Consider the following 25,128-nt stretch of genomic DNA (forward strand, 5'->3'; position numbering starts at 1 on the left):
GCTCACAGCTCCAGCACGAGCCTCCCGCCCGCCGAGCGGGAGACGCAGATGAACATCGTGTCGTTGGCGGCCTGCTCCTCCGGGGTCAGCAGCGAGTCGCGGTGGTCCACCACGCCCTCCAGCACGGTGGTCTCGCAGGTGCCGCAGGTGCCCTCCTGGCAGGAGGACAGCACCGGCACGCCCGCCTCCTCCACCGCCTCGAGGATCGAGGTGTCCGGGCCGACGGTCAGCGTCCGGCCCGACGTCGCCAGTTCCACCTCGAAGGCGCCGGTGAGCACCGGCTCGCCGACGTCCTTGGGGCTGAAGCGCTCCACGTGCAGCGAGCCGGCGGGCCAGGCCGCGCAGCGCTGCTCGACGGCGGTGAGCAGCGGCTCGGGACCGCAGCAGTAGACCAGCGTGTCCGGCCGCGGCGTCCCCAGCAGCCGGTCCAGGTCGATCAGGCCCACCTCGTCCTGCGGGTGCAGGGTGACCCGGTCGCCGTGCGCGGCGTCCAGCGCGTCCAGGAACGCCATCGAGGTGCGCGACCGGCCGCCGTAGTGGAACTCCCACTCGGCGCCCGCCTGCTCGGCCGCGGCCGCCATCGGGATGATCGGCGTGATGCCGATGCCGCCGGCGATGAAGACGTACCGCGGCGACGGGACCAGCGGGAAGTTGTTCCGCGGGCCGCGCACGTCCACCTCGGTGCCCTCCAGCAGCTCGTCGTGCACGTACGCCGAGCCGCCCCGCCCGGCCGGCTCGCGGAGCACCCCGAGCTGCCAGGACGAGCGGTCGGCGGGGTCGCCGCACAGCGAGTACTGCCGGGTCAGGCCGCCGGGCAGCAGCAGGTCGACGTGCGCGCCCGGCGCCCACCCCGGCAGGTCCGCACCCGACGGGTCACGCAGTTCCAGGACGGCGACCCCCTCGGCGCCCGTCGTCCGGCGGGCCACCCGCAGGCGGAGGTCGACCTCGTCATGTGTGCTGTGCACGGCGCTCCTTCGTCTCGGCCGCGCTGCGGGGGCCGGCCGCGAGGGTGCTCGCGGTGGGGGGCAGCGGGGTCCTGGCACCGATCATGATGCGCCGGGAGACGGTGTGCGCCGGCGGCGGGCCGATCGGCTCGGGCGGGGCCTCGGGGCCGGCGGCCGGGTGGTCGGGGTGGGCCAGCAGCCACTCCCACATCGCGATCGGGTCGTCGGCCTCGGACTCGGCCCCGCAGTGGCAGCTGCCACGCAGCCGGTCGGACCCCGGCAGCCAGCTCACCCGGAGCACCCGCTCACCCGGCAGCACCTCGGCCGGCGCGGTGGTCGCGGTGTTCGCCACGGGGTCGCTCACCGGGCCGCACCTGCGCTGGTGACCCCCACCGGCCGGGCCGGGACGGCACCGTCCGCCTCGGCGGCGAGCCGGGCGATGACCCGGCGCGCGGCGAGCCCGCCGGTGTCGATGTTGATCGACAGCTCCTGGTAGCCGTCCGGCTCGCCGGCCAGCACCTGCTCCAGCGCGTCCAGCGCGGTCACGTCCTGCAGCACCACGGTGCGGTTGCTCTCCCGCAGGAAGTCCGAGACGCCCTCGTCGTCCAGGGCGAAGTCGCGGGCGACGGCCCAGAAGTCGTGCGTGCTGGACTCGGTCGCCGGGGTGATCGCGTAGACGACCTCGACGTGGAAGGCGTCCGGGTCGCTGCCGTCGTCGTTCGGCAGCACGCCGACCGGGGCGATCCGGCTGTGCAGCGTGTAGAGGCACGGCGGGGTGAACTCGATGTCCTGCCAGCGGGTGATCCGCCCCTGGATGCCGGTGCTCGTGGCGTAGAACGGCGGGCACTCGGCGTCGGCCATGTGCCGGGAGACGTAGACGATCCCGGCCTCCTCGTCGACCTCGGTGGTGATCGGGGTGTCGGCCACCTCCGGCGTCCCGATGTAGCCGCCGTGCAGGTAGGTCTCGTGCGAGAGGTCCATCAGGTTGTCGACCAGCAGGCTGGCCCGGGCGGCGAGCGGCTCCATGCCGCTGACCGTCGTCCAGCCCTGCTGCGCCAGCCACGGGGCGCGCGGCACCCGGGTGGTGTCGGCCCTGGCCGGGTCGCCGATGAACACCCAGACGAAGGAGTCCTGCTCGAGCACCGGGTAGCTCTTCAGCCGTGCGGTGCGGGGCACCCGGGTCTGCCCGGGGACGGCGACGCAGCCGCCGTCCGCGCCGTAGGTGAAGCCGTGGTAGCCGCAGACGACCGTGTCGCCGACCAGGTGGCTGGGCTCCTGGGACAGCGGGAACCGGCGGTGCACGCAGCGGTCGCTCATCGCGGTGACCGCACCGGCCTCGGTGCGCCAGAACAGCACCGACTCACCGCAGATCGTGCGGCTGAACAGCTCCCGCCCGACCTCCCGGCCGTACGCGGCGACGTACCACTGGTCCCGGACGATCGAGGTCATGCGGACTCCTGGTGCCTGGCGCGACGGGTGACCAGCTCAGCGTGAGCTGCGTCACCGGCCGCGACCAGGGTACTTCCGTGTGGCGGAAGCCCGGTCAGGAGCCGGGCACGGTCACCCGGTCGTCCAGCGGCGCGGCCGGCACCGGGAGCGCGGCCGCGGGCTGCTGCTGGCGCAGCAGCGCGTCGGCGTCGGCGCGCTCCAGCGGGCGGGAGAACAGGTAGCCCTGAACCAGGTCGCAGCGCTCGGCCCGCAGCCGGTCGCGTTGCAGCTCGGTCTCCACGCCCTCGGCGATGATCTCCAGGCCGAGCGTGCGGCCCAGCTCCACCAGGCCGTGCACGATGTCCGGGGCCTCGTCCGGGTCGGTGATCGAGGCGATGAACGACCGGTCGATCTTGAGCACGTCCACCTCGAACTGGCGCAGGTAGCTCAGCGAGGACCAGCCGGTCCCGAAGTCGTCGATGGCCAGCCGCACCCCGCGGGCGTGCAGCTGCCGCAGGCACTCCGCGGCCCGCTCCGGGTCCTCCACCAGCACGGTCTCGGTGATCTCCAGGAGCAGCGACGACGGGTCGACGCCTGTCTCGGCGAGCACCGCCACCACCTGGTCGGTGAGCAGGCCGGAGGAGATCTGCCGGGCCGACACGTTGACCGCCATGGTCAGCGGCACCGGGGACGGGTGGGCCCGCTGCCAGCCGGCCGCGGTGCGCGCGGCCTCGCCGAGCACCCAGCGACCGATCGGCTCGATCAGCCCGGAGTCCTCCGCGATGGGCACGAAGGTGCCCGGCGGCACCGCGCCCAGTGTCGGGTGGTCCCAGCGCAGCAGCGCCTCGAAGCCCACGACGCGCCCGTCGGACAGTGCCACCACCGGCTGGTACACCAGCCGGAACTGCTCGGCCGCCAGGGCGTCGACCAGGTCGGTCTGCAACCGCATCCGCTCCAGGACGGCGCTGCGCATGTGCGGCTGGAAGACCGTCGCGCAGCTCTTGCCCGCCTGCTTGGACCGGTACATGGCGATGTCGGCGTCGCGCAGCAGGGAGGCGGCGGTGGCCTGGCCGTCGCCCAGGGCGATGCCCACGCTGCCGGACACCCGGACCGGCTCGCCGTCGATCGGCACCGGCACGGCGAGCGCCTCCAGCAGCCGGTGCGCCATCGCGGCGGCGTCCTCGGCGGGGTCGTGCCCCCGCTCGACCAGGATGGCGAACTCGTCGCCGCCCAGGCGGCTGACGGTGTCCCCCGTGCGGGTGGCCCAGCGCAGCCGGTCGGCGACCTCGCGCAGCAGCTGGTCCCCCGCGGGGTGGCCCAGGGTGTCGTTGACGGTCTTGAAGCCGTCCAGGTCGACGTAGAGGACGGCCGGCTCGATGCCGCTGCGGGCGGCCCGGTGCAACGCCTGGGTGACGCGGTCGTCGAACAGGGCACGGTTGGGAAGGCCGGTGAGGCTGTCGTGGAAGGCCTGGTGGGCCAGGTCCTCCTCGGCCCGGCGGCGGTCGGTGACGTCGGCGATGGTGACCACGACGCCACGCACGTCGGGGTCGGCGAGCAGGTTGACCAGCCGGACGCCGAGCCACGCCTGCTGGCCGTCCCGGACCCGGCCGCGCAGCTCGCTGGTGACCACCCGGCCCGGGGCGAGCAGGGCCCGCTCGAAGGCCGCGCGGGCCTCCTCGCCGTCCTGCCCCGAGGTCAGCGACAGCACGTCGGCGCCGGCGACGGCGGCCCGGGGGTCGTGGGCGAGGGCGGCGAACAGCGGGGCGTCGCGGGTGAGGCGGCCCTGCTCGTCGAGCACGACCACGGCGTCGGAGGAGTGCGCGGCCAGCGCCTCGGAGTAGCGGGCGCGGGAGCGGATGACCTCGTGCAGCTCGGCCTGCGCCCGCAGCAGCCGGTCGGCCCGCACGTGGACCAGCACCAGCAGCACGACGGTGGCGGCGAGCATCGACAGCGGGTCGGTGTCGGCGCCGCCCAGCCAGGCGACGACCTCCAGCACCGGCGCGACGAGCAGCGCCGACAGGACGATGCCCATCCGCACCCGGTCGACCGGCCGCGCGTCGGACGCCCGGGGTGGCGTCAGCGGTGACCACGCTGCCGCGGCGAGCAGCAGACCGCCGACCAGCCAGCCGACGTCCAGCAGCGGGGTGAGGCCGTCGGCGTCGACGACCAGCGCCATGACCAGGTCGGAGACCAGCCACAGCGCGGCCCCCAGGGCGACGTACAGCGGGGCGGGCTGCAGCGAGCGGGTGCAGACGGTCACGGCGACGACCAGGCCGATCAGGACGGCGTCCAGGACCGGGTAGGACGCCCAGACGAGCCGCACGCCGACGGGGGTCCCCTCGTCGGAGAGCAGGTCGGCGACGACGAGTTCCCACTCGACCAGGGCGACGACCACGAACACCACCGCTGCGTCGACGAAGCCGTCGAACCGAGACCAGGTACCAGGCGAGGTCACCGGCGGTGGCCAGCGACAGGCCCAGCGCGACCAGCCGGAGGGACGTGAAACCGCGACCGACCCGCCGGACGCCGACCCAGGCGGCCACCGAGCAGGACACCGCCACGGCCACGTAGGACCAGGTGGCCAGCGGCTCTCCCAGCAGCGGGCGGGCGCAGGCGACGAGCACGGCCACGGCCACCCAGACCCGGCCGGGCACCCGGGTGGACCGTACGGCGCGCAGCGGGTGCACCGGTCTCCCTCCGACGGCGGCACCGGGTCGGGGTGCTCCTGCCGCAGGGTCGGCATCCGGGAGGCGGCACTGGAGCCCGCGGGGACGCCTGCACCTCGTCCGGGGGAGGCCGCCGGACGGCGTCGCGCGGGGTCAGCCGGCGGGCAGGGCCGCCGCCGGCTCGAGCGCGGGACGACGTCGGAGGGCCAGCTGGTGCACCCGGTGACGGCTCAGCAGGCGCTGCACGACGGCGGCACCGACGAGCCCGCCGGCCAGCAGGCCGGCGCCGGGGAGCAGGAGGGCGACGACCAGGGCGAGGGCGTAGAGCGAGGTGAGCAGGACGGCGGGCAGGGTCGAGGGCAGGGCGCGGGACACGGGGACCTCCGGGGGGCGGGGACCCGGCGTCAGCGGCCCGGGCGGGTACCCGGGCCGCCGACGCCGACGGTCACTTCAGGGCGTCCTTGGCCTTCTGCAGCAGACCGGTCATCGGCGCCGGCGGGGTGCCGTACAGCCGCGGGTCACCCGGCGGCAGGATCGGCGCGTCGGCGTGCGCGGCGATCGGGGCGGCGCGCAGCACGTTGTCGGTGCCGTCGAGGGCGGGGCCGCTGGCCCAGCGGCCGGCCGCGGCGTCCGGGCCGTCGGAGGCGTCGATGAACGTGTAGGCGAACTCCGGCAGCTCCTCCTCCAGCGGGAACGCCTCCGGCACCGGGATGCCGTCGAGCCCGTCGGCCTTCAGCTCCTCCATCGCGGCCAGCCACTGCTGCTGGTGCATGTGGTCACGGGTCAGCAGGAAACGCAGCAGGTCCTTGACTCCCGGGTCGTCGGTCATGTTCCACAGCCGGGCGACCTGGAGCCGGCCCTGCATCTCGGCCGAGGCGTTGTAGGCGAAGTCGGCGTACAGGTTGCCGCTGGCGGTCACGTAGGCCCCGGTCCAGGGGTTGCCCATGCTGTCCATGTAGGACGCGCCGCCGCCGTTGGCCAGCGGGTGCTGCGGGTTGTGCTGGCCGTACCCGGCGGCCGCCTCCTTGCTGCGGTCGGCGGCGTCCGGCTTGAGCGGCATGTGGTCCAGCAGCCGGTCGATGCAGGTCACGATCATCTCGACGTGGGCCAGCTCCTCGGTGCCGATGGCCAGCAGCATGTCCTTGTACTTGCCGGGCAGCCGGCAGTTCCAGCCCTGCAGCAGGTACTGGGTGGCGACGGTCATCTCGCCCCACTGACCGCCGAGGATCTCCTGCATCTTGCGGGCGAGATCGGGGTCGGGCCCGTCGGGCTTGGCCTCGAACTGCAGAGCGTGGGTGTGGGTGAACACGTGATCTCCTCGATCGCGGTGACGGGCTGCTGGTGCGGCCTCGGGAGGTGTCTGCCCACGCCCGGTGGCCCGCCCGTGCCGTCCGCTGGCCCCCCGGTGCCAACGTGTGGGTGGGGCCTCCGTCAGCGGTCGGGGAGGCAGACGCAGAAGGTGAAGTCGCCGCCCGGCGGCCGGTGCCAGCTCAGCTCACCGCCGAGCTCCGCGGTCTGCCGGCGCACCGACCACAGGCCCAGCCCGGTGAGGTCCTGCGGCGGGGCGTCGGTGCTCAGGTGGCCGGCCACCCGGTCGGGGACGCCGGGCTGGGACAGGCAGATGCGCACCCAGCCCGGCAGCCGGGTCAGCACCAGCCGCACCGGGGCGTCCTCACCGTGCCGGTGCGCGTTCTCCAGCAGGTTGGTCAGGATCCGTTGCACCCGCGCGTCGGCCACCTCGACGTCCGCGGCGCCGGCACCGAACTCTGTCGTCAACTGGGACGACGGCAGGCCCGCGGCGGCTGTGGCGGCGGCCAGCACGTCGCCCATCCGGCGGCGCAGCCCGGCCCGGCCCTCCACCGCTCCCCCGGTGGCCACCGCGGTGCGGAGCATGGACGACAGGTGCTCGGTCTGGGCGCGGGCCAGGTCCACCAGCTCCGCGTGCCGGGAGGCGTCCTCCCCGACCGGCTCGTCCAGGTGGCGCAGCAGCGCCTCCAGCGAGGCGAGCGGGCTGCGCATGTCGTGGCACAGCGCTCGCACCAGCGCGTCCTGCGCGGAGACCCGGGTGGCACCGCGCCGGCCCCGGCGGCGGACGGCGGCGGCCAGCTCGCGCAGGGCGTGGCCCACCGCCCGGGCCGGGGCGCCGTGCGGCGTGTCAGCGACGACGGTCACGGGCACCCCCGGTGAGCCGGCCGTTCGCCGTGGGCACCGCAGGAGACGACGGGGAGACGACATGCGCGAGGCACCCGGACCACCCACCCGACCACCGATCAGCATCGTCCTGGTGGACGATCACAAGCTGTTCAGCCGCGGGCTGGCCCTGCTGCTGCCGCCGGTGAGCGAGGACCGGGTGCGGGTGGTGGGCACCACCGACGACGCCTCGGCCGCCGCCGCCCTGGTGCGCAGCACCGGCGCGGACCTCGCCCTGGTCGACCTGCACATGCCCCCACCGGGCGGCATCCGGGCGATCGCGGCGATCCGTCGCGCCGCGCCCGTCGCGCGGGTGGTGGCGCTGTCCGGCCAGGCCGACGAGGACACCGCGCTGGAGGCCCTGCACGCGGGTGCGGAGGCCTTCCTGCCCAAGACGAGCGACCCCGAGCTGCTGGTGCCTCCGCTGCTGGCGGTGCTCGACGGCTGGGCGGTGGTGCCCAGCGGGCTGCTGCGCCGGCTCCTGGGAGACGCCGCCCCGCGCGAGGACCGCGGCATCAGCGGGCGGCTCAGCGCCGACGAGCGACGGCTGTGGCGCATGGTCGCGGCCGGGCAGAGCACGGTGGACATCGCCACCGAGCTGCACGTCTCCGAGCGCACCGCGAAGCGGCTGGTCGCCGGGCTGCTGCGGCAGCTGCGGGTGTCCACGCGCACCGAGGCGGCGGCGCTGGCCGGGCGGGTGGGGCTCGACCGGGGCGAGGACGGCCGGCGGGCGGCCGGCTCCTCCTGAGGCTGCTGCACTGCTCACGGCGCTCCCGCACGTCGTCGGCGCGCCCTGGTCTCGGGCCCGCGGTCCTGCTACCCGGGCGGGACCGGGCCACCCGCTGCGCGGCACTTCCTGGCCCGCGCGGGCCAACCTCGCCGCGGCGCGGGTGCCGCGCCCGGGTCCCGGGGTAGGTCAGGCCGGATCCGCACGGACGCCGCCCGACCGGTGCCCGGCGGGCCGCCCGCGGAGCTGGCCCGGGCGGGCCACGGGTCGGCCCCGGCGGGCCGGGTGCACCGGGCAGGTGAGGAGAGCCTGCCCTCCTGCACCGCTCCCGTCCCCTGCGAGGCACCCGTGTTCCTCTCCCGCACCGAGGCCGCCACCCTCGTCACCCGGCCCGTCGGCCTGACCGCCGCCACCCGGCGGCCACCGAGGCGGACACCGAGGCGGACGTCGACCCGGCGGCGGCTGTGGCCGCTGCTCGGCCCGGCGTTCGTCGCCGCGATCGCCTACGTGGACCCGGGGAACTTCGCCACCAACTCCAGCGCCGGGGCGTCCTTCGGCTACCAACTGCTGTGGGTCATCGTCGCGGCCAACCTGATGGCGATGCTGGTGCAGACCCTCACCGCCAAGCTGGGCCTGGCCACCGGCCGGGACCTGGCCACGCTCTGCCGGGACACCCTGCCGCGACCCGTCGTCCGTGGCCTGTGGGTGCAGGCCGAGGTCGTCGCGATCGCCACCGACCTGGCCGAGATCGTGGGCGGCGCGGTCGCGCTGAACCTGCTGTTCGCCGTCCCGCTGCCGGTGGGCGGCATCATCACCGCCGTCGTCGCCTTCGTCCTGCTCGGCGCCCAGTCCCGCGGCCACCGGCCCTTCGAGCGGGTGATCGCCGCGCTGCTGCTGGTCATCGCCGCCGGCTTCGGCTACACGCTGCTCGGCGCGGGGCTCGACCCGGGCGCCGCCTCGGCCGGGCTGCTGCCCACCCTCGGCGGCGGCGACAGCCTGCTGCTGGCCACCGGCATCCTGGGCGCCACGGTCATGCCGCACGTGATCTACGTGCACTCGGCGCTGACCCCGCACCGCTACGGCGACACCCACACCGCCGCCCGCAGCACCGCCGGCCGCGCCCGACTGCTCCGGGCCCAGCGGCTGGACGTCGTGCTCGCCATGGGCCTGGCCGGCCTGGTCAACGCCGCGATGCTCGTGGTCGCCGCCCAGCTGTTCTCCGGCAGCAGCACCGGTGAGGCGATGAGCCTGGAGGGCGTGCACGCCGGCCTGGCCCTGCAGTCCGGCGACGGTGCCGCGCTCGCGTTCGCGCTCGCCCTGCTGGCGTCGGGCTTCGCGGCCAGCAGCGTCGGCACCCACGCGGGGCAGGTGGTGATGGCCGGGTTCCTGCGCCGCCACCTGCCGGTGCTGGTGCGCCGGCTGATCACCCTGGCCCCCGCGCTCGCCGTCCTGCTGCTCGGCGCCGACCCCACCACGGCCCTGGTGTGGTCCCAGGTGGTGCTCTCCTTCGGCATCCCGTTCGCGCTGGTGCCGCTGGTGTGGCTGACCGCCCGGCGCAGCATCATGGGCGCCTGGGTGAACCGCCGGGTCACCACCGTCACCGCCGGCGCCATCGCGGCCGGCATCTCCGCGCTGAACCTGTACCTGGTGGTCGACACGCTGCTCGGCTGAGGTCGCTGCCAGCGTCCAGCCGTCTCCCAGCCACCGTCCAGGCAGCAGGTGCTCCATCGTCGCTCGTGAGCACCCGACGGCAGTTCCTCCTCGGCGCCGGCACCGGCGTGGCCGGTCTCGCCGTCGGCGCGGCCGCGGGCGCGTTCGCCGCCGACCAGGACGACCGGGTGCGCGCCCACGCCACCGCAGCCGCCCAGGCGCGGTTCGGCGAGGCCGGCGGCGCGGCCGACGACGGGGAGCAGGTGGCCCGCTACGGCACCCGGCGGGTGGTCTGGTCGGCCACGGTGGACCAGCAGGTCGCCGCCATCACCTTCGACGACGGCCCCACCCCGGAGTTCACGCCACGGATCCTGGACGCGCTGGACCGCGCCGGGGTGAGCGCCACGTTCAACGTGATGGGCTGGAACGGCGTGCACCACCCGGAGGTGCTGCGTGACGTGCTCGCCGCCGGGCACGAGATCGGCAACCACACCTGGACCCACCGCGACCTGACCACGCTGACCGCCGCCCAGACCCGGGACGAACTGGTCCGCTGCAAGGACGAGGTGGAGGCGCTGACCGGCCGGCCGTTCACCAGCTTCCGCCCGCCCCGCGGCGAGCTGACCGGCTACGCACTGCGGGTGGCGGCGGAGCTGGGCTACGACACCTACATCTGGTCGGTGACCCGCGGCCCGGGCGACCGCCGGGAGGTGGCCGAGGTCGCCGCCTACATGGGGAGCACGGTGGTGGCCGGGGACGTGCTGGGCCTGCACGACGGGATCGGGCAGGGCACCTTCGACCCCGACGCGGCCTTCGCCCGGGCGCTGTCGGACCGGCGCGAGCTGGAGGTGCGGGCGCTGCCGGAGGCGCTGTCCCGGATCGCCGACCGGGGCATCCGGCTCGTCGGGGCCGACCAGCTGCTCACCCTGGCCCGCCCGGAGCCGGTCGGCGGCGGCTGACCCGCCACCCGTCCGGGGGCTCAAGAGCCCGCGGTGGACCGCCGACTACACCTCATGCGCATCACCAGCCCCACCGCCACGGCGGGCGGCCGACCCGTCCGGCCCGCCGGGCCGTCGACGCCGGAGCGGTCGCCGTGAGGCCGTCGCGCCGCAGCTTCCTGCTCGGCGCGGGCAGCGCCGCCGCGGGCCTGGCCGTCGGCGCCTCCGGGCTGCTGCCCGGGGCCGAGGCGGCGGAGGAGCAGTTCACCGTCGCCCAGCGGCGCCACCTGCAGGCCTCCGCCGCGGCCGCGCAGGGCATGAGCGTGGCCCGGCTGGGCACGCACCGCGTCGTCTGGTCGATGCCGGTGAGCCGGCCGGTGGCCGCGCTGACCTTCGACGACGGCCCCACCCCGGAGTACACCGGCGCCGTGCTGGACGCGCTGGACAGGGCCGGCGTCACGGCCACCTTCAACGTGATGGGCTGGAACGCCGCCCGGCACCCCGGGCTGCTGCGCGAGGTGGTGGCCGCCGGGCACGAGCTGGGCAACCACACCTGGACGCACCAGGACCTGACCTACCTGAGCGCCGCGGAGACCCGGGAGCAGCTGATCCGCTGCCGGGACGAGGTGGCCGCCGTCGTCGGCGCCCCGCTGACCTGCTTCCGCCCGCCCCGCGGCCAGGTGACCGGCCAGGCGCTGCAGGTCGCCGCCGAGCTCGGCTACGACACCTACATCTGGTCGTGCACCCGCGGGCCCGACGAGCTGGACTCGGTGGACGCGATCGCCGCCTACCTGGGCTCCACCGTGGACGCCGGGGACGTCGTCTGCCTGCACGACGGCATCGGCCGGGGCACGTTCTCCCCCACCGCGCGGTTCGCCCGGGACCTGGCCCACCGCCGCGACCTGGAGGTCGCGGCCCTGCCCGAGGCGCTCATGCGCATCGCCGACCGGGGCATCTCGCTGGTCAGCGCCACGCAGATGCTGGCGCTCTCCGACGCCGAGCAGGCTGCCGCCGTCGCCGGGTGAACCGGCCGGCAGGCCGCCCGGGGGCCACACCGTGACCCCCTGCGCACCCTCCTCCGCTCCGCGGAGTCGACTCGGCCACCCGTGCGGACCGGCGAGCACCTCCCCCGCGTCGTTCCGGTACCGATGGTGCTCGCCGGCGCGAACTCGCCGGCGCAGTGCCGATGACAGCGGACGGCACCCGAGGGGTCCCCCTCAGGAGTGCGCGGTCGAGCATGCGGCCGGAGCTTGGGCACGACGACGAAGGAGCGATCACAGATGTCACGACTCGCGAGGACGGCCCGGGACGTCGGGGTCACCACCAAGATCTTGTTCAGCGTGGGTGTGGCCGTCACCGTCGCGCTCGTGGTGGGGCTGGGCGGGCTGCGCGCCCTGTCCACGTCCGCCGACCAGACGGCGGAGCTGTACGGCCAGCACACCGTGGGCGCGCGCCTGGCATCGGAGGCACGTTTCCAGTACGCCATGTTCCGGGTGGCGGCCAGCGCCGTCCAGTTCGCCAAGGACCCCCAGACAGCGGCGACGGCGACCGAGACCCGCGACGCCGCACGGGACGCATTGAGCGCGGCGGTGGCGAGCGCCGGCGACCTGGCGCGCCCCGGCTCACCGGAGGCGGCGCAGGTCGCGGTCGTCGAGGAGGACCTGGCGGCCTACCTGGTCGTCGTCGAGAAGCTGGACCAGCTCGTGGCCGCCAAGGACTTCCAGGCCCTGGGCCAGCTGATGCCCACGGTGAGCCCGATGAGCACCGCAGTGGTCGACGGCCTGCAGGAACTCGTCGACGTCGCGGACGCGCAAGCAGCGGCACAGGCCGCCGAGGCCCAGACCGCCTACGAGCGCACGCGCACCACGCTCGTCGCCGTCCTGGCTGCGGGCAGCGTGCTGGCCGGGCTGCTGGGACTGCTCGTCGCCCGCAGCATCACCCGGGCGCTCGGCCGGGTGCGGAGCTCGCTGGAGCACCTGGCCGACGGGGACCTGACCCACCCGGCGACGATCGACCAGCGCGACGAGGTCGGCCAGATGGCGGCCACGCTGGACACCGCCCTGACCAACCTGCGCGGCCTGATGGCATCGGTGGTCGAGTCCGCGGACGCCGTCGCGGCGTCCTCCACCGAGCTGAGCTCCTCGGCGTCCCAGATCTCGGCCTCGGCGCAGGAGACCTCCGCGCAGTCCGCGGTCGTGTCGGCCGCCGCCGACGAGGTGTCCCGCAACGTCGGCACCGTCGCCGCCGGTGCGGAGCAGATGGGCGCCAGCATCCGCGAGATCTCGCGGAACGCGAACGAGGCGGCCCAGGTCGCGGCGACCGCAGTCGCCGAGGCCGAGACCACCAACGCCACCGTGCTCAAGCTCGGTGACTCCTCGCGCGAGATCGGCGACGTCGTCAAGCTGATCACCTCCATCGCCGAGCAGACCAACCTGCTCGCCCTCAACGCCACCATCGAGGCGGCCCGGGCCGGGGAGGCCGGCAAGGGCTTCGCGGTGGTCGCCACCGAGGTCAAGGACCTGGCGCAGGAGACGGCGCGGGCCACCGAGGAGATCGCCCGCCGGGTGACGGCCATCCAGACCGACACCACCGGCGCCGCCCAGGCGATCGGCCGGATCAGCGCGGTCATCGGCTCGATCAACGACTACCAGCTCACCATCGCCAGCGCCGTGGAGGAGCAGACGGCCACCACCACGGAGATGAGCCGCTCGGTCGCCGAGGCGGCGTCCGGCACGGGTGAGATCGCGGAGAACATCACCGCGGTGTCCTCGGCCGCGGGGTCGACCACCGACGCCCTCACCCGGACCAGGGAGTCCGTCGACGACCTGTCCCGGATGGCGGGGGAGCTCCGGGTCACGGTGGGCCGGTTCCGCTTCTGACACACGGCTCCACGGTTCCCGCACACGGGGCCCGGCGACCCGCGCACCACGCGGGTCGCCGGGCCCCGTCGGCGTCGGGGGGTCCTCGCCGGCGCCCGCGCAGGGGTGCCAGCAGCACACCTAGACCCGGACGACGATCCCGCGCCGGGCGAGCTCGGCGCACAGCGCCCAGATGACCAGCACGCTGGCCGCCGGGTACAGGTAGGCGGCGGCGGTGACCGAGGTGAGCGAGGCCAGCCAGTCGACGACCACCGGCTGCACCCCACCGGACAGCAGCGCCCGGAAGAGCAGCTCGGAGGCGGCGAAGGCGACGATCGCGTTCAGCCCCAGCACCTCGGCGGGGCGGAACGGGCGGTGCACCCGGCGCATGTCGGCCAGCCAGTACGCAGCCGCCAGCACCAGCAGGCCGATGCCCCCGGTGACCAGCACGAAGGACGGCGTCCAGAGCCGCTTGTTCACCGGGAGCAGCGGCGCCAGCGCGAGCCCGAGGGCCAGCAGCGCGACACCGGCCGGCACCAGCCGGCGCAGCACGGCGCCCCCGGTGTGCTCCAGCAGCACCCGCCCGGCCAGCACGCCGAGGAACACGGTCAGCGCGCTGGGCAGGTAGGAGTGCGGCGCCTCGGCGGAGAACTGCAGGCCGATGGTCTCGTCGAACCAGCGGGCCCAGGACGCCTCCGGGGACACCGAGGCGCTGCCCGTGCCGGGGACGGCGACCAGCGTGTCCAGCGCGACCAGCGCCGCCAGCACGGCGGTGGCCACCGGCAGCTGGGCGACCCGGGGCAGCTGCAGCAGCAGCCAGCAGAGCAGGTAGGCCCCCGCGATGTGCCCGAGCACCCCGGCACCGACGGTGCCCCAGCCGTACTTGGCGGTGACGATCAGCACGCCGAGCACGCTCAGCTTGACCACCCGCCACAGCACCGCGCGGGGGCGGGCCGCGCGCGAGGAGAACGGCATGGACACGCCCACCACCAGCAGGAACACCGGGAAGACGACGTCGGCCAGCCGCAGCCCGTGCCAGGGCGCGTGCACGAACTGCTCACCGATCGAGCCGTTGCCGCGGTTGTCCACGAACAGCATGCCGACGACGGCGAGCCCGCGGGCGACGTCGACGCCGCGCAGGCGGGGCCGGGCCGGGGCGGCGGCCGGTGCGGTCGTCGCGGTGCGGACGGGGCTGGTCACGCCCCGACCGTAGGGGTCCGGCGCTCGGCGTGCCGCGACTGCCAGCGACGTCACAGCGAGATCAGGGAGAACTCCCCAGGACGGGGGACTCCACTGGCGGTCGTTGCGCAAGGCAACAGGGACGACCACCGGAGGCTCCACGTGAAGACCACCACCGCCATGCTCCGGGCCGAGGCCCGGGTCGTGCCGCTCACCGCCAGCCCCGACCGGCTCGCCGAGGTGCTGGACGCCCTCGCCGGCTACGAGACGCTGGCGCTGACCAGCATCGCGGCCATGATGGGCGACGACCAGCCCGCCGAGCTGCGCACCGCCATCTGCACCGCCCAGGACGCCGCCGACCTCAGCGCGTGCACCCGCCGGCTGCTGTCCCGCAACACCCCGGCGTCCGGCCTGGTGGTGCGCTCGGCGCTGGAGACCACGATCGTCGCGCTGGACCGCAGTGCCCGGGTCTGCGGCCGGCTGGCCGAGCGGCCGCACTGCCGGATGCAGGCGGAGGCCGCCGCGGAGACCGCCGGCCGCTGCCGCCGGCTGCGCACCCAGCTGCGCTGAGCACCGGTGGGGTCCCGCCCGGGACCCCACCGCCCGGTCAGGTCAGCGGGCTGCGCGGCAGCATCCGGTCGCTGATGATGCGCTTCTGGATCTCGCTGGTGCCCTCGAAGATCGTGGTCAGCCGGGCGTCGCGCCAGTGCCGCTCCACCTGGCGCTCGGTGGTGTAGCCGTTGCCGCCGTGCAGCTGCATGGCCTGGTTGGTCACCCGCACGGCCATCTCGGTGGCCTGCAGCTTGACCATGGCCGCCTCCCGCTCGCAGGCCACGCCCTCGTCCAGCAGGTGGGCCACCTGGCGGTAGAACGCCCGGGCCTGCTCGACGTCGGCGGCCATCTCCGCCAGCGCGAAGCGCAGCGCCTGGAAGTCCCCGATCGGGTGGCCGAACTGCTCGCGCTCCTGCAGGTAGAGCACCGAGTCCTCGACGGCGGCACGGGCCAGGCCGACCGCCCGGGCGGCGGTGTGCACCCGCGCGGTGTTCAGGAACGCCTGCGCCTCGGCGAATCCCGCCCGGCTGCTCTGCTGGCCACCAGAGGAGTCGCCGTCTCCGTCGCCCGGCGCCACGATGAGGTCGTCGGCGGGGATCCGGACGCCGTCGAACTGCAGGTCCCAGGTCAGGAAGCCGTGGTAGCCGACCTTGTCGATCGGGTAGCCGGTCAGGCCGGCGGGGAACGACCCGCGCTCCTTGACCAGCAGCAGGTTGCGCAGCCCGCGCGAGCGGGACTCCCCCGGCGCCGGGTCGCTGACGCGCACCAGGACCTGGATGAAGTCCGCGGCCTTCGCATTGCCGCACCAGCGCTTGTGCCCGGTGACCACCCACTCGTCGCCGTCGAGCACCGCCCGGGTCTGCACCCCGGCCAGGTCGGACCCCGCGTCGGGCTCGGACAGCGCCACCGCGCCGATCCAGGAGCCGGCCGCGCTGCGGCGCAGCAGGTCGGCGCGGCGCCCGGGGTCGGCCACCGAGGTGCCCATGCCCTGCGCGCGGGCCAGGATGCTCGCCACGCTCATCCAGGCCCGGGCCAGCTCCTCGCTGACCGTGCAGTACTCGAAGACGCCGAGGCCCAGGCCGCCGTCCTCGGCCGGGATCGTGATGCCGAACCAGCCCAGCTCGGCCATCCGGTCCAGCAGGTGCCGCGGGATCTCGCCCTTCTGCGGGTCGAGCTCGTCGGCGACCGGCAGCACCTCGTCCATCGCGAACCGCCGGGCCTGCTCCTGCAGCGCGGCGCGCTCCGGGGTGTGCCAGGGCGAGGTCAGCGCCGGCGGGCGGGGCTGCCAGGCGCCGTCGTCCGGGGCCGGGCCGGAAGGGGCGGGTCGGGTGTCGGTCGACGTCATCGTCTGGCGCTCCTGGGCTCGGGGTCTCGCCCTACTGTCCAGTGACCCCTGGACGAGCGCACGCCCCGGCTCAGCCGACCGCCTCCAGCGACGGGTCGGTGGCGCCGGGCGCCGACGGGCGCTGCAGCCGCCGCCAGGTCAGGAACCCCCACGCGCAGAACCCGCCGTAGACGGCGTAGAGCAGTGCCGAGGGGTAGTAGCCGGCGTCCAGCAGCAGCGGGACGCCGACTGCGTCGACGGCGATCCAGACCAGCCAGAACTCCACGTACCCGCGGGCCATGCCGTAGGTGGCCAGCAGGCTGCCGACGAAGATCCACGCGTCGGCCAGCGGGCCGTAGCTGCCGAGCCGGTCGAGCACCGCGTAGGCGACCGCGACGCCGGCGACGGTCGCCGCGAGCAGCGACAGCCGCTCCTGGCCGCTGGCCCAGCGGGGCACGACGGCCGGGCCGCCGTCCCGGTTGCGGTGCCAGCGCCACCAGCCGTAGGCGCCGACAGCGGCGAAGAACACCTGGCGACCGGCCTGGCCGTAGAGGTCGGTGTCCTGCGGGGTGTCGAACACCCCGCCCAGGAAGACCGTGAACAGCAGCACGTTGGCGAGGATCCCGACCGGCCACGCCGCGGTGACCCGGCGCATGCCGAGCACCGCGCTGGCCAGGCCGACGGTGTTGCCGATGACCTCCCGCCACAGGATGTCGGCACCCAGCACGTGCACGCTGGCGTCCAGCAACCAGCCCATGTCGCCCCCCGCGGCCGGGCCGCGCCGGCGGGGCGCAGCGGTCGGGCGGAGGAACCCGGCGGGCGGTGCGGCCATTCCCGCCGCACCGCCCCGCGGGGTCAGGCGGGGGCGCCGGCGAGCTGCTCGCCGTCGCCGGAGGGGACGGCGGAGAGGTCCATGTGCATGACCTCCCAGACGTGGCCGTCGGGGTCGGTGAAGCTGCGGCCGTACATGAAGCCGTGGTCCTGGGCCGGCTGCCAGTCGCCGCCACCGGAGGCCAGCGCCTTGTCGGCGAGCGCGTCGACGGCCTCGCGACTGTCGGCCGACAGGCAGTAGATGGCGCGCGTGCCGGCGGCGGCGTCGGCGACGGGGCCGGTCACGAAGTCGGCGAAGCGCTCGGTCTCCAGCAGCATCAGCACGATGTGCTCGCTGATGGTGGCGTTGCTGGTGCGCTCGTCGGCCCACTTCTCGTCGGTGGGGTAGCCGAGGCCGTTCCAGAAGGTGCGGGCGGCCTGCGCGTCGCGGACCTGCAGGTTGATGAAGATCGCGGTCACGGTCGTCTCCTCGTCGTCCGGGCCGGTCGGGGTGACCGGCTGTTCGGTGGGGTGACCGTACCCACCTTGACTTGTGGAATACAAGCGTCAACTTGTGAAAAACAATCGCGTTGGTCAGACTCTGCACATGGCCACGACGAAGAGCTATCAGGACGCGTGCGGGATGGCCCACGCGCTGGACCTGGTGGGGCAGCGGTGGGCGATGCACGTCGTCCGGGAGCTGATGCTCGGGCCCAAGCGCTACAGCGACCTCAAGGCCGACCTGCCCGGGATCAGCACCAACGTGCTGGGCGACCGGCTGGCCGAGCTGGAGCGCACCGGGCTGGTGCGCCGGGTCAAGCTGCCCCCGCCGGCCGCCTCCTGGGTGTACGAGCTGACCCCCTACGGCGCCGACCTGGAGCCGGTGATCACGGTGCTGGGCCGCTGGGGCGCGCGCTCGCCCGGCCACCGCCCGGACCTACCGCTGTCGGTCACCTCGTTCGTGCTCTCGCTGCGCACCAACGTGGACGCCACGCGCACCGCCGGCCTGACCGCCTCCTACGGCCTGCGGGTGGACGGCGTCGACCTGCACGCCCGCGTGACGGACGGGTCCTTCACCGTCGAGCCCGGCACGGCACCCTCGCCCGACGCCACCCTGACCGGTGCTCCGGAGGCACTGGCCGGGCTGGTCTACGGCGGCCGCCCGCTGGACGACGCCGAGGCCGCCGGCGACGTCACCATGACCGGGGACCGGGACGCCGCCCGCCGGTTCACCACGCTGTTCACCCTCCCGGAGAAGGCCGTCCCGCCCCCACCCACACCCTGACGGTCGTCACCTGAGGGCGGCTGCCCGACGGCCCCAGAACCGACACGAACCCCCCGCCAAGATGGCCATCCTGGCGGGAGGGGGGCCTGTCAGGCCGGGGGGTCAGCGGGGGCCGCGCTCGCGGGCGAGCTGGACGTAGTGCTCGACCACGGTGGCGTCGTCCACGGCGCCGAGGTTGAGCGCCTTCTCCGGCGGGACGCCCTGGAACAGCCGCTTGAGCGGCACCTCCAGCCGCTTGCCGGTGCGGGTGTGCGGCACCCCGGGGACGACGATGACCTCGTCGGGCACGTGCCGGGGGCTGGCGTTCGCCCGGACCGCGGCCTCGATCTCCGCCACCAGGTCCTCGGTCAGCTCGGCGCCCGGTGCCAGCTGCACGAACAGCGGCATCCAGTAGCCGCCGTCGCGCTGCTCGACGCCGAGCACCACGCAGTCGGCGATCGCGGGCATGGCCTCGACGGCGGCGTAGATGTCGGCCGTGCCCATCCGCACACCGCCGCGGTTCAGGGTCGAGTCCGAGCGGCCGGTGATCAGGCAGGTGCCGCTCTCGGTGATCTCCAGCCAGTCGCCGTGCCGCCACACCCCGGGCCACGGCTGGAAGTAGGCGTCGGCGTAGCGCGCACCGTCGGGGTCGTTCCAGAAGTACAGCGGCATCGTCGGCATCGGCCCGGTGACCACCAGCTCGCCGAGCTCTCCGACGACCGGCCGGCCGTCGGAGTCCCAGGACGCGGCCGCCACCCCGAGCATCGGCCGCTGCAGCTCCCCGGCGACCACCTCGAGCAGCGGTGAGCTGCCGACGAACCCGGTGGCGATGTCGGTGCCGCCGGACAGCGAACCGAGCAGCACGTCGGGCTTCACCGCCTCGTACACCCAGCGGAACGCCGACGCCGGCAGCGGCGAGCCGGTCGACCCGATGGTGCGCAGCGCGGCGAGGTCGTGGGTCTCCCCCGGGCGCAGCCCGGCCTTCTCGCACGCGGTCAGGTAGCCGGCGCTGGTGCCGAGGTAGGTCAGCCGGGTGCGGGCGGCGAGGGCGAACTGCGCGTCCAGCGCCGGGTACGCGGGGGCGCCGTCGTAGACCACGACCGTCGCCCCGCGCAGCAGCGTGCACGCGGCGATGTTCCACATGATCCAGGCGGTGGATGCGTACCAGGAGAAGCGGTCGCCCGGGCCGACGTCCAGGTGCAGGCCCTGCTGCTTGTGCTGCTCCAGCACCATCCCGCCGTGGCCGTGCACGATCCCCTTGGGCAGGCCGGTGGTGCCCGAGGAGTACACGATCCACAGGGGGTGGTCGAAGGGCAGCTGCTCGAAGGCGGGCTCCTGCTCGTCGGCGACCGCCTCGGCCCACGGCAGCACGTCGGGCAGCGGGTCGCCCGCCAGCCGGGGGACGGCGATCGTCGTCCGGACGCTGGGCAGGGCCGCGCGCAGCTCGGCGACGACGTCGCGGCGGTCGTGCGCGCGGCCGTTGAACCGGTAGCCGTCCACGGCGACCAGCACGACCGGCTCGATCTGGACGAACCGGTCCAGCACGGACCGGGTGCCGAAGTCCGGGGCGCAGGACGACCAGACCGCGCCGATGGTGGCGCAGCCGAGGAAGGCGACGACCGCCTCGGGGACGTTCGGCAGGTACCCGGCGACCCGGTCGCCGCGCCGCACGCCGAGCCGGCGCAGGGTGGCGGCGAAGGCCCCGACCTGGCCGCGCAGCTGCGCCCACGAGATCTCGACCGGCTCGACGTCCTCGGCGACGGCGATCAGCGCGGGTGAGTCGGTGAGCGCCGGCCGCAGAGCGTGCTCGGCGAGGTTGATGGTGCGGTCCGGGAACCAGACGGCGCCGGGCATCTCGCGGCGGGTGAGCACCTCGTCGTCCGACACGTCGATGAAGACCTCGAACCAGGTGGCGACGTCGGCCCAGAACTGGTCCAGGTGCTCGGTCGACCAGCGCCACACGGCGTCGTAGTCGACGGGGTCGCCGAGGTCCAGGCCGCGCCGCCCGGCGACCCAGGCGGCGAAGCGGCCGAGCTCGCTGGCCGCGATCGACTCAGGGGTGGGCGACCAGAGGACGTCCGGTACGGCGGGCTGAGCAGTGTCCGGAGCCACGCTGCGCACCTTCTCACGGCTGACGGCTGGGTTCTGCGGCGTGCCCGGCCCCTCCAACGCGCGCACATCCACTCTCAGCGAAAAGGGATGGTTAGTGAGTGCGCGCTCATCTACGCTCGTCCCCGTGGTCCCTCGTACCGGTCGTGCGCGCCGGATGCCGCCGGACGAGCGGCGCGAGGCGCTGGTCTGCGCCGCCCTGCCGCTGGTGCTGGAGCACGGACCGGCCGTGACGACCCGTCAGATCGCCGAGGCGGCCGCCGTCGCCGAGGGCACGATCTTCCGCGTCTTCGAGGACAAGGACGCCCTCGTGCGGGTGGTGGCCGAGCGGGTGCTCGACCCGGCTCCGCTGCTGCGCGAGCTGGCCGCCATCGACCGGACGCTCGACCTGCGGGACCGGGTGACCGCCGTGGTGCAGGCCCTGCAGCGGCGGCTGTCCGGGATCTTCCCGCTGGTCGACGCCCTCGGGCTGTCCGCGCCCAGGGCCGCGGACGACCGCGGTCCGCGGCCGGTGGACGAGCAGTTCCTGGTGGCCGTGGTCGACGTGATCGGCGCCGACCTGCACCGGCTGCGGGTCCACCCGATGGAGTTCGCGGCGACGCTGCGGCTGCTCACCTTCTCCGCCACCCACCCGCGGATCAACGGCGGCGCCCCGCTGAGCGCCGACCAGATCGTCGCCGTCCTGCTCGACGGCATGCTCGCCGACCGCTGCACCCACGACCCCGAGACCCACCACCCCGAGAAGAGGGGACCCCGCCCGTGCTGATCCGCCTGCTGCGCACCCACCTGCAGCCCTACCGGAAGCCACTGCTGGCGGTGGTCGCCCTCCAGCTGGTGAGCACCATCGCCTCGCTGTACCTGCCGAGCCTCAACGCCGACATCATCGACCGCGGCATCGCCCGCGGGGACACCGGCTACATCCTCTCGACCGGCGGCTGGATGCTGGCCATCACGCTCGTGCAGGTCGTCGGCTCGATCAGCGCGGTCTGGTACGGCGCCCGGACGGCGATGGGCTTCGGCCGCGACGTCCGCTCGGCGGTGTTCCACCGGGTGGGCAGCTTCTCCGCGCGCGAGGTGAACCGCTTCGGCGCCCCGTCGCTGATCACCCGGACGACGAACGACGTCCAGCAGGTGCAGATGCTGGTGTTGCTCTCGTGCACGATGCTCGTCGCCGCACCGATCACCTGCATCGGCGGCGTGGTGCTGGCACTGCAGACCGACGTCGGACTGTCCTGGCTGGTCGCCGTCTCGGTGCCGCTGCTGGCCGGCCTCATCGCCCTGGTCATCGTGCGGATGGTGCCGCTCTTCCAGCAGATGCAGGTGCGGATCGACGCGGTGAACCGCGTGCTGCGCGAGCAGATCACCGGCATCCGGGTGGTGCGGGCCTTCGTCCGCGAGCCGCAGGAGGTGGCCCGCTTCGACCGGGCCAACGTCGAGGTCACCGACGTCGCGACCCGGGCCGGCCGGCTGCAGGCGATGATCTTCCCGCTGGTCACGCTGGTGCTCAACGTCTCCAGCGTCGCTGTGCTGTGGTTCGGCGCCGCCCGGATCGACGCCGGGCAGATGCAGATCGGCGCGCTCACCGCCTACCTGGCCTACCTACTGCAGATCCTGATGGCGGTCATGATGGCCACCTTCATGGCGATCATGATCCCGCGCGCGGCCGCCTGCGCCGACCGGATCACCGAGGTGCTGGACACGGAGGGCTCCGTCGTCCCGTCGCGCACACCGGTCACGCCGCTGCGGGCCGACGGCGAGCTGGTGTTCGACCAGGTCGGCTTCAGCTACCCCGGCGCCGCCTCCCCGGTGCTCCGCGGCGTCTCGTTCACCGCCCGCCCCGGGCAGACCACCGCCGTCATCGGCAGCACCGGGGCCGGCAAGACCACGCTGGTCTCGCTGGTGCCCCGGCTCTTCGACGTCACCGAGGGCGTGCTGAGCCTGGACGGCGTCGACGTGCGCGACCTCGACCAGGAGGTGCTGTGGAGCCGGATCGGGCTGGTGCCGCAGCGGCCGTACCTGTTCTCCGGCACCGTGGGCAGCAACCTGCGCTACGGCAACCCGGACGCCACGGACGACGAGCTGTGGGCCGCGCTGGAGATCGCCCAGGGTGCGGACTTCGTGCGCGCCATGCCCGACGGGCTGGACACCGCGGTCGCCCAGGGCGGCACCAGCGTCTCCGGCGGGCAGCGCCAGCGGCTGGCCATCGCCCGCGCGCTGGTCCGCCGTCCCGAGGTGTACCTGTTCGACGACTCGTTCTCCGCGCTGGACCTCACCACCGACGCCCGGCTGCGGGCCGCCCTGAAGCCGGTCACCGCGGCGGCCACCGTGGTGATCGTCGCCCAGCGGGTGTCCACCATCGCCGACGCCGACCAGATCGTCGTGCTCGAGGACGGCGGAGTCGTGGGCATCGGCCGGCACGAGGAGCTGCTGGAGTCGTGCCCCACCTACCAGGAGATCGTCGAGTCCCAGCTGAGCGCCCAGGAGGCCGTGGCATGAGCACGCCCACCAAGCCGCGGCAGGACGCCGAGACCGCACAGGCCGCGCGGGGCATGGCCACCGCCCGGCGGGGTGGCCCGCCGTGGGCCGGCATGGGCCAGCCCGCGGAGAAGGCGTCGGACTTCGGCCCGTCCGCCCGCCGGCTGATGGGCCTGCTGCGCCCGGAGCGGATCGGCGTGGTCGTCGTCCTGGTGCTGGGCGTGGTGAGCGTGACGCTGAACGTCATCGGCCCGAAGATCCTGGGTCACGCGACCGACCTGATCTTCGCCGGCGTGATCGGCCGGCAGCTGCCGGCCGGACAGTCCGCCGACCAGGCCGTCGCGGCCGCCCGCGCCGCCGGCGACGACACGACCGCGGCGCTGATCCAGGCGCAGGGCGTCGTCCCCGGGGTGGGCATCGACTTCCGGGCGCTCGGCCTGGTGCTGCTCGGCGTCATCGCGCTCTACCTCGTGGCGGCCCTGTTCGGCTACGCGCAGGGCTGGCTGCTCAACGGCGTGGTGCAGCGCACCATCTACCGACTGCGCCGCGACGCCGAGGCGAAGCTGAACCGGCTGCCGCTGTCCTACTTCGACGGCCAGCAGCGCGGCGAGGTGCTGTCCCGGGTCACCAACGACATCGACAACGTGTCCACCAGCCTGCAGCAGACGATGAGCCAGCTGATCACCTCGCTGCTCACCGTCGTCGGCGTGCTGGTCGTGATGGTGCTGATCTCACCGCTGCTGGCCCTGATCGCGCTGGTCACTGTACCGCTGTCGCTGCTGATGACCCGGGCCATCGCCCAGCGCAGCCAGGGGCACTTCGTGGCGCAGTGGCGGCACACCGGCGCGCTGAACGGCCAGATCGAGGAGGCGTTCACCGGCCACGAGCTGGTGCGGGTCTTCGGCCGCCGGCGCGAGGTCGAGCAGGCCTTCGAGGCGAAGAACGACGACCTCTACGCCGCCAGCGCCGGGGCCCAGTTCGTCTCCGGGATCATCATGCCGGCGATGATGTTCATCGGGAACCTCAACTACGTCGCCGTCGCCGTGGTCGGCGGGCTCCGGGTCGCGTCCGGGGCGATGAGCCTCGGCGACGTCCAGGCGTTCGTGCAGTACTCCCGGCAGTTCACCCAGCCGCTCACCCAGGCCGCGTCGATGGCCAACGTGCTGCAGTCCGGCGTCGCCTCGGCCGAGCGGGTGTTCGCGCTGCTGGACGCCCCGGAGCAGTCCCCCGACCCCGAGGTGCCGGCGGTGCGCACCGAGCGCCGCGGCCGGGTCGCGTTCGAGCACGTCTCCTTCTCCTACCGGCCCGACGTGCCGCTGATCCGGGACCTCTCGCTGGTCGCCGAGCCGGGCCAGACCGTGGCCATCGTCGGGCCCACCGGAGCGGGGAAGACCACCCTGGTCAACCTGATCATGCGGTTCTACGAGCTGGACGGCGGGCGGATCACCCTGGACGGCGTCGACACCGCCGCGATGACCCGGGCCGACCTGCGCACCGGGGTGGGCATGGTGCTGCAGGACACCTGGCTGTTCGGCGGCACCATCCACGACAACATCGCCTACGGCCGGCCCGGCGCCACCCGGGAACAGGTGCTGGAGGCGGCCCGGGCCACCTACGTCGACCGGTTCGTGCACAGCCTGCCCGACGGGTACGAGACCGTGATCGACGAGGAGGCGTCGAACGTGTCGGCGGGTGAGAAGCAGCTGATCACCATCGCGCGGGCGTTCCTGGCCGACCCGGCGCTGCTGATCCTGGACGAGGCCACCAGCTCGGTGGACACCCGCACCGAGGTGCTGGTGCAGCGGGCGATGGCCGCGCTGCGCAGCGACCGCACCAGCTTCGTCATCGCCCACCGGCTCTCCACGATCCGGGACGCCGACCTGATCCTGGTCATGGAGGCCGGGGCCATCGTCGAGCAGGGCACGCACCGGGAGCTGCTGGCCGCCCGCGGTGCCTACTGGCGGCTCTACGACGCCCAGTTCGCCGGCGCCGCCCAGGAGTGAGCGCAGTGCCA

General features: G+C 74.5%; 21 protein-coding genes and 1 pseudogene. 10 read left to right on the top strand and 12 right to left on the bottom strand.

All coding sequences use genetic code 11. The annotated features are described in order from the left end of the window. Positions 1-2 precede the first annotated feature (2 nt). The 7 genes and pseudogenes from G1H19_RS03835 to G1H19_RS03865 all read right to left on the bottom strand — a co-directional run. Positions 3-905 (bottom strand): annotated as a pseudogene (locus G1H19_RS03835) (PDR/VanB family oxidoreductase); the annotation flags it as partial. A 43-nt stretch (positions 906-948) separates the two neighbouring features. Further along, a complete protein-coding gene (locus tag G1H19_RS03840; protein WP_152730295.1) occupies positions 949-1,308 on the bottom strand; it encodes a hypothetical protein in 360 nt (119 codons plus the stop codon). Then, positions 1,305-2,393 (bottom strand): aromatic ring-hydroxylating dioxygenase subunit alpha, encoded by a 1,089-nt coding sequence (locus G1H19_RS03845; RefSeq protein ID WP_152730296.1) that lies wholly within the window; start codon positions 2,391-2,393, stop codon positions 1,305-1,307. The genes G1H19_RS03840 and G1H19_RS03845 overlap by 4 nt, the downstream gene beginning before the upstream one ends. Before the next feature lie 94 nt (positions 2,394-2,487). Then, positions 2,488-4,827 (bottom strand): putative bifunctional diguanylate cyclase/phosphodiesterase, encoded by a 2,340-nt coding sequence (locus tag G1H19_RS03850; RefSeq protein ID WP_152730297.1) that lies wholly within the window; start codon positions 4,825-4,827, stop codon positions 2,488-2,490. A gap of 364 nt (positions 4,828-5,191) precedes the next feature. Then, positions 5,192-5,413 (bottom strand): hypothetical protein, encoded by a 222-nt coding sequence (locus G1H19_RS03855; RefSeq protein WP_152730298.1) that lies wholly within the window; start codon positions 5,411-5,413, stop codon positions 5,192-5,194. Positions 5,414-5,483: 70 nt separating this feature from the next. Continuing rightward, positions 5,484-6,347, bottom strand: a complete 864-nt coding sequence (locus tag G1H19_RS03860) for a manganese catalase (protein ID WP_162393302.1) — start codon at positions 6,345-6,347, stop codon at positions 5,484-5,486. 122 nt (positions 6,348-6,469) lie between these two features. Continuing rightward, positions 6,470-7,210 (bottom strand): sensor histidine kinase, encoded by a 741-nt coding sequence (locus G1H19_RS03865; RefSeq protein WP_162393301.1) that lies wholly within the window; start codon positions 7,208-7,210, stop codon positions 6,470-6,472. A gap of 112 nt (positions 7,211-7,322) precedes the next feature. On the opposite strand from G1H19_RS03865, the gene G1H19_RS03870 reads away from it, so the two are divergent. The 5 genes from G1H19_RS03870 (at position 7,323) to G1H19_RS03890 (ending at position 13,422) form a co-directional block, all read left to right on the top strand. Next, complete coding sequence (locus G1H19_RS03870; protein WP_235928226.1) at positions 7,323-7,976, top strand: response regulator; 654 nt, start codon at positions 7,323-7,325, stop codon at positions 7,974-7,976. Between the two features lie 327 nt (positions 7,977-8,303). After that, positions 8,304-9,626, top strand: a complete 1,323-nt coding sequence (locus G1H19_RS03875) for an Nramp family divalent metal transporter (RefSeq protein WP_162393300.1) — start codon at positions 8,304-8,306, stop codon at positions 9,624-9,626. A 65-nt stretch (positions 9,627-9,691) separates the two neighbouring features. Next, on the top strand, positions 9,692-10,564 hold the full coding sequence (locus G1H19_RS03880) for a polysaccharide deacetylase family protein (RefSeq protein ID WP_152730301.1): 873 nt from the start codon (positions 9,692-9,694) through the stop codon (positions 10,562-10,564). A gap of 134 nt (positions 10,565-10,698) precedes the next feature. Further along, the gene (locus G1H19_RS03885; protein ID WP_152730302.1) at positions 10,699-11,568 is read left to right on the top strand and encodes a polysaccharide deacetylase family protein; all 870 of its coding nucleotides are present in this window, start codon (positions 10,699-10,701) and stop codon (positions 11,566-11,568) included. Between the two features lie 255 nt (positions 11,569-11,823). Then, positions 11,824-13,422 (top strand): methyl-accepting chemotaxis protein, encoded by a 1,599-nt coding sequence (locus tag G1H19_RS03890; protein WP_152730303.1) that lies wholly within the window; start codon positions 11,824-11,826, stop codon positions 13,420-13,422. 120 nt (positions 13,423-13,542) lie between these two features. On the opposite strand, the gene G1H19_RS03895 is transcribed toward G1H19_RS03890, so the two are convergent. Beyond that, entirely contained in the window at positions 13,543-14,601 is a 1,059-nt protein-coding gene (locus tag G1H19_RS03895; protein WP_152730304.1) for a heparan-alpha-glucosaminide N-acetyltransferase domain-containing protein, read from the bottom strand. A 141-nt stretch (positions 14,602-14,742) separates the two neighbouring features. Between G1H19_RS03895 and G1H19_RS03900 the strand changes: the two genes are divergently transcribed. Then, a complete protein-coding gene (locus tag G1H19_RS03900) occupies positions 14,743-15,150 on the top strand; it encodes a hypothetical protein (protein WP_152730305.1) in 408 nt (135 codons plus the stop codon). Positions 15,151-15,187: 37 nt separating this feature from the next. On the opposite strand, the gene G1H19_RS03905 is transcribed toward G1H19_RS03900, so the two are convergent. The 3 genes from G1H19_RS03905 to G1H19_RS03915 all read right to left on the bottom strand — a co-directional run bounded on the left by G1H19_RS03905 (position 15,188) and on the right by G1H19_RS03915 (position 17,746). Further along, positions 15,188-16,477 (bottom strand): acyl-CoA dehydrogenase family protein, encoded by a 1,290-nt coding sequence (locus tag G1H19_RS03905; protein WP_152730306.1) that lies wholly within the window; start codon positions 16,475-16,477, stop codon positions 15,188-15,190. Between the two features lie 70 nt (positions 16,478-16,547). Then, on the bottom strand, positions 16,548-17,288 hold the full coding sequence (gene pnuC, locus G1H19_RS03910) for a nicotinamide riboside transporter PnuC (protein WP_235909811.1): 741 nt from the start codon (positions 17,286-17,288) through the stop codon (positions 16,548-16,550). Between the two features lie 23 nt (positions 17,289-17,311). After that, complete coding sequence (locus G1H19_RS03915; protein ID WP_162393299.1) at positions 17,312-17,746, bottom strand: VOC family protein; 435 nt, start codon at positions 17,744-17,746, stop codon at positions 17,312-17,314. Between the two features lie 127 nt (positions 17,747-17,873). Here G1H19_RS03915 and G1H19_RS03920 point away from each other — a divergent pair, with 127 nt between their 5' ends. Next, positions 17,874-18,551, top strand: coding sequence for a winged helix-turn-helix transcriptional regulator (locus tag G1H19_RS03920; RefSeq protein WP_152730307.1), 678 nt, complete (start codon positions 17,874-17,876; stop codon positions 18,549-18,551). A gap of 102 nt (positions 18,552-18,653) precedes the next feature. Here the strand turns inward: G1H19_RS03920 and G1H19_RS03925 are convergent, their stop codons facing one another. Then, positions 18,654-20,642: an acetoacetate--CoA ligase gene (locus G1H19_RS03925; RefSeq protein ID WP_162393298.1), complete on the bottom strand. Its 1,989-nt coding sequence runs from the start codon at positions 20,640-20,642 to the stop codon at positions 18,654-18,656. Positions 20,643-20,766: 124 nt separating this feature from the next. On the opposite strand from G1H19_RS03925, the gene G1H19_RS03930 reads away from it, so the two are divergent. From G1H19_RS03930 to G1H19_RS03940, 3 genes are read left to right on the top strand one after another with little or no spacing between them, the layout of a single operon-like run. Continuing rightward, the gene (locus tag G1H19_RS03930) at positions 20,767-21,405 is read left to right on the top strand and encodes a TetR/AcrR family transcriptional regulator (RefSeq protein ID WP_202925968.1); all 639 of its coding nucleotides are present in this window, start codon (positions 20,767-20,769) and stop codon (positions 21,403-21,405) included. Beyond that, positions 21,399-23,135, top strand: coding sequence for an ABC transporter ATP-binding protein (locus G1H19_RS03935; protein ID WP_162393297.1), 1,737 nt, complete (start codon positions 21,399-21,401; stop codon positions 23,133-23,135). The genes G1H19_RS03930 and G1H19_RS03935 overlap by 7 nt, the downstream gene beginning before the upstream one ends. Then, positions 23,132-25,117: an ABC transporter ATP-binding protein gene (locus G1H19_RS03940; protein ID WP_152730309.1), complete on the top strand. Its 1,986-nt coding sequence runs from the start codon at positions 23,132-23,134 to the stop codon at positions 25,115-25,117. The genes G1H19_RS03935 and G1H19_RS03940 overlap by 4 nt, the downstream gene beginning before the upstream one ends. Positions 25,118-25,128: the final 11 nt, after the last annotated feature.

This window comes from Goekera deserti (assembly GCF_010685995.1).
GTDB classification, from domain to species: Bacteria; Actinomycetota; Actinomycetes; order Mycobacteriales; family Geodermatophilaceae; genus Goekera; species Goekera deserti.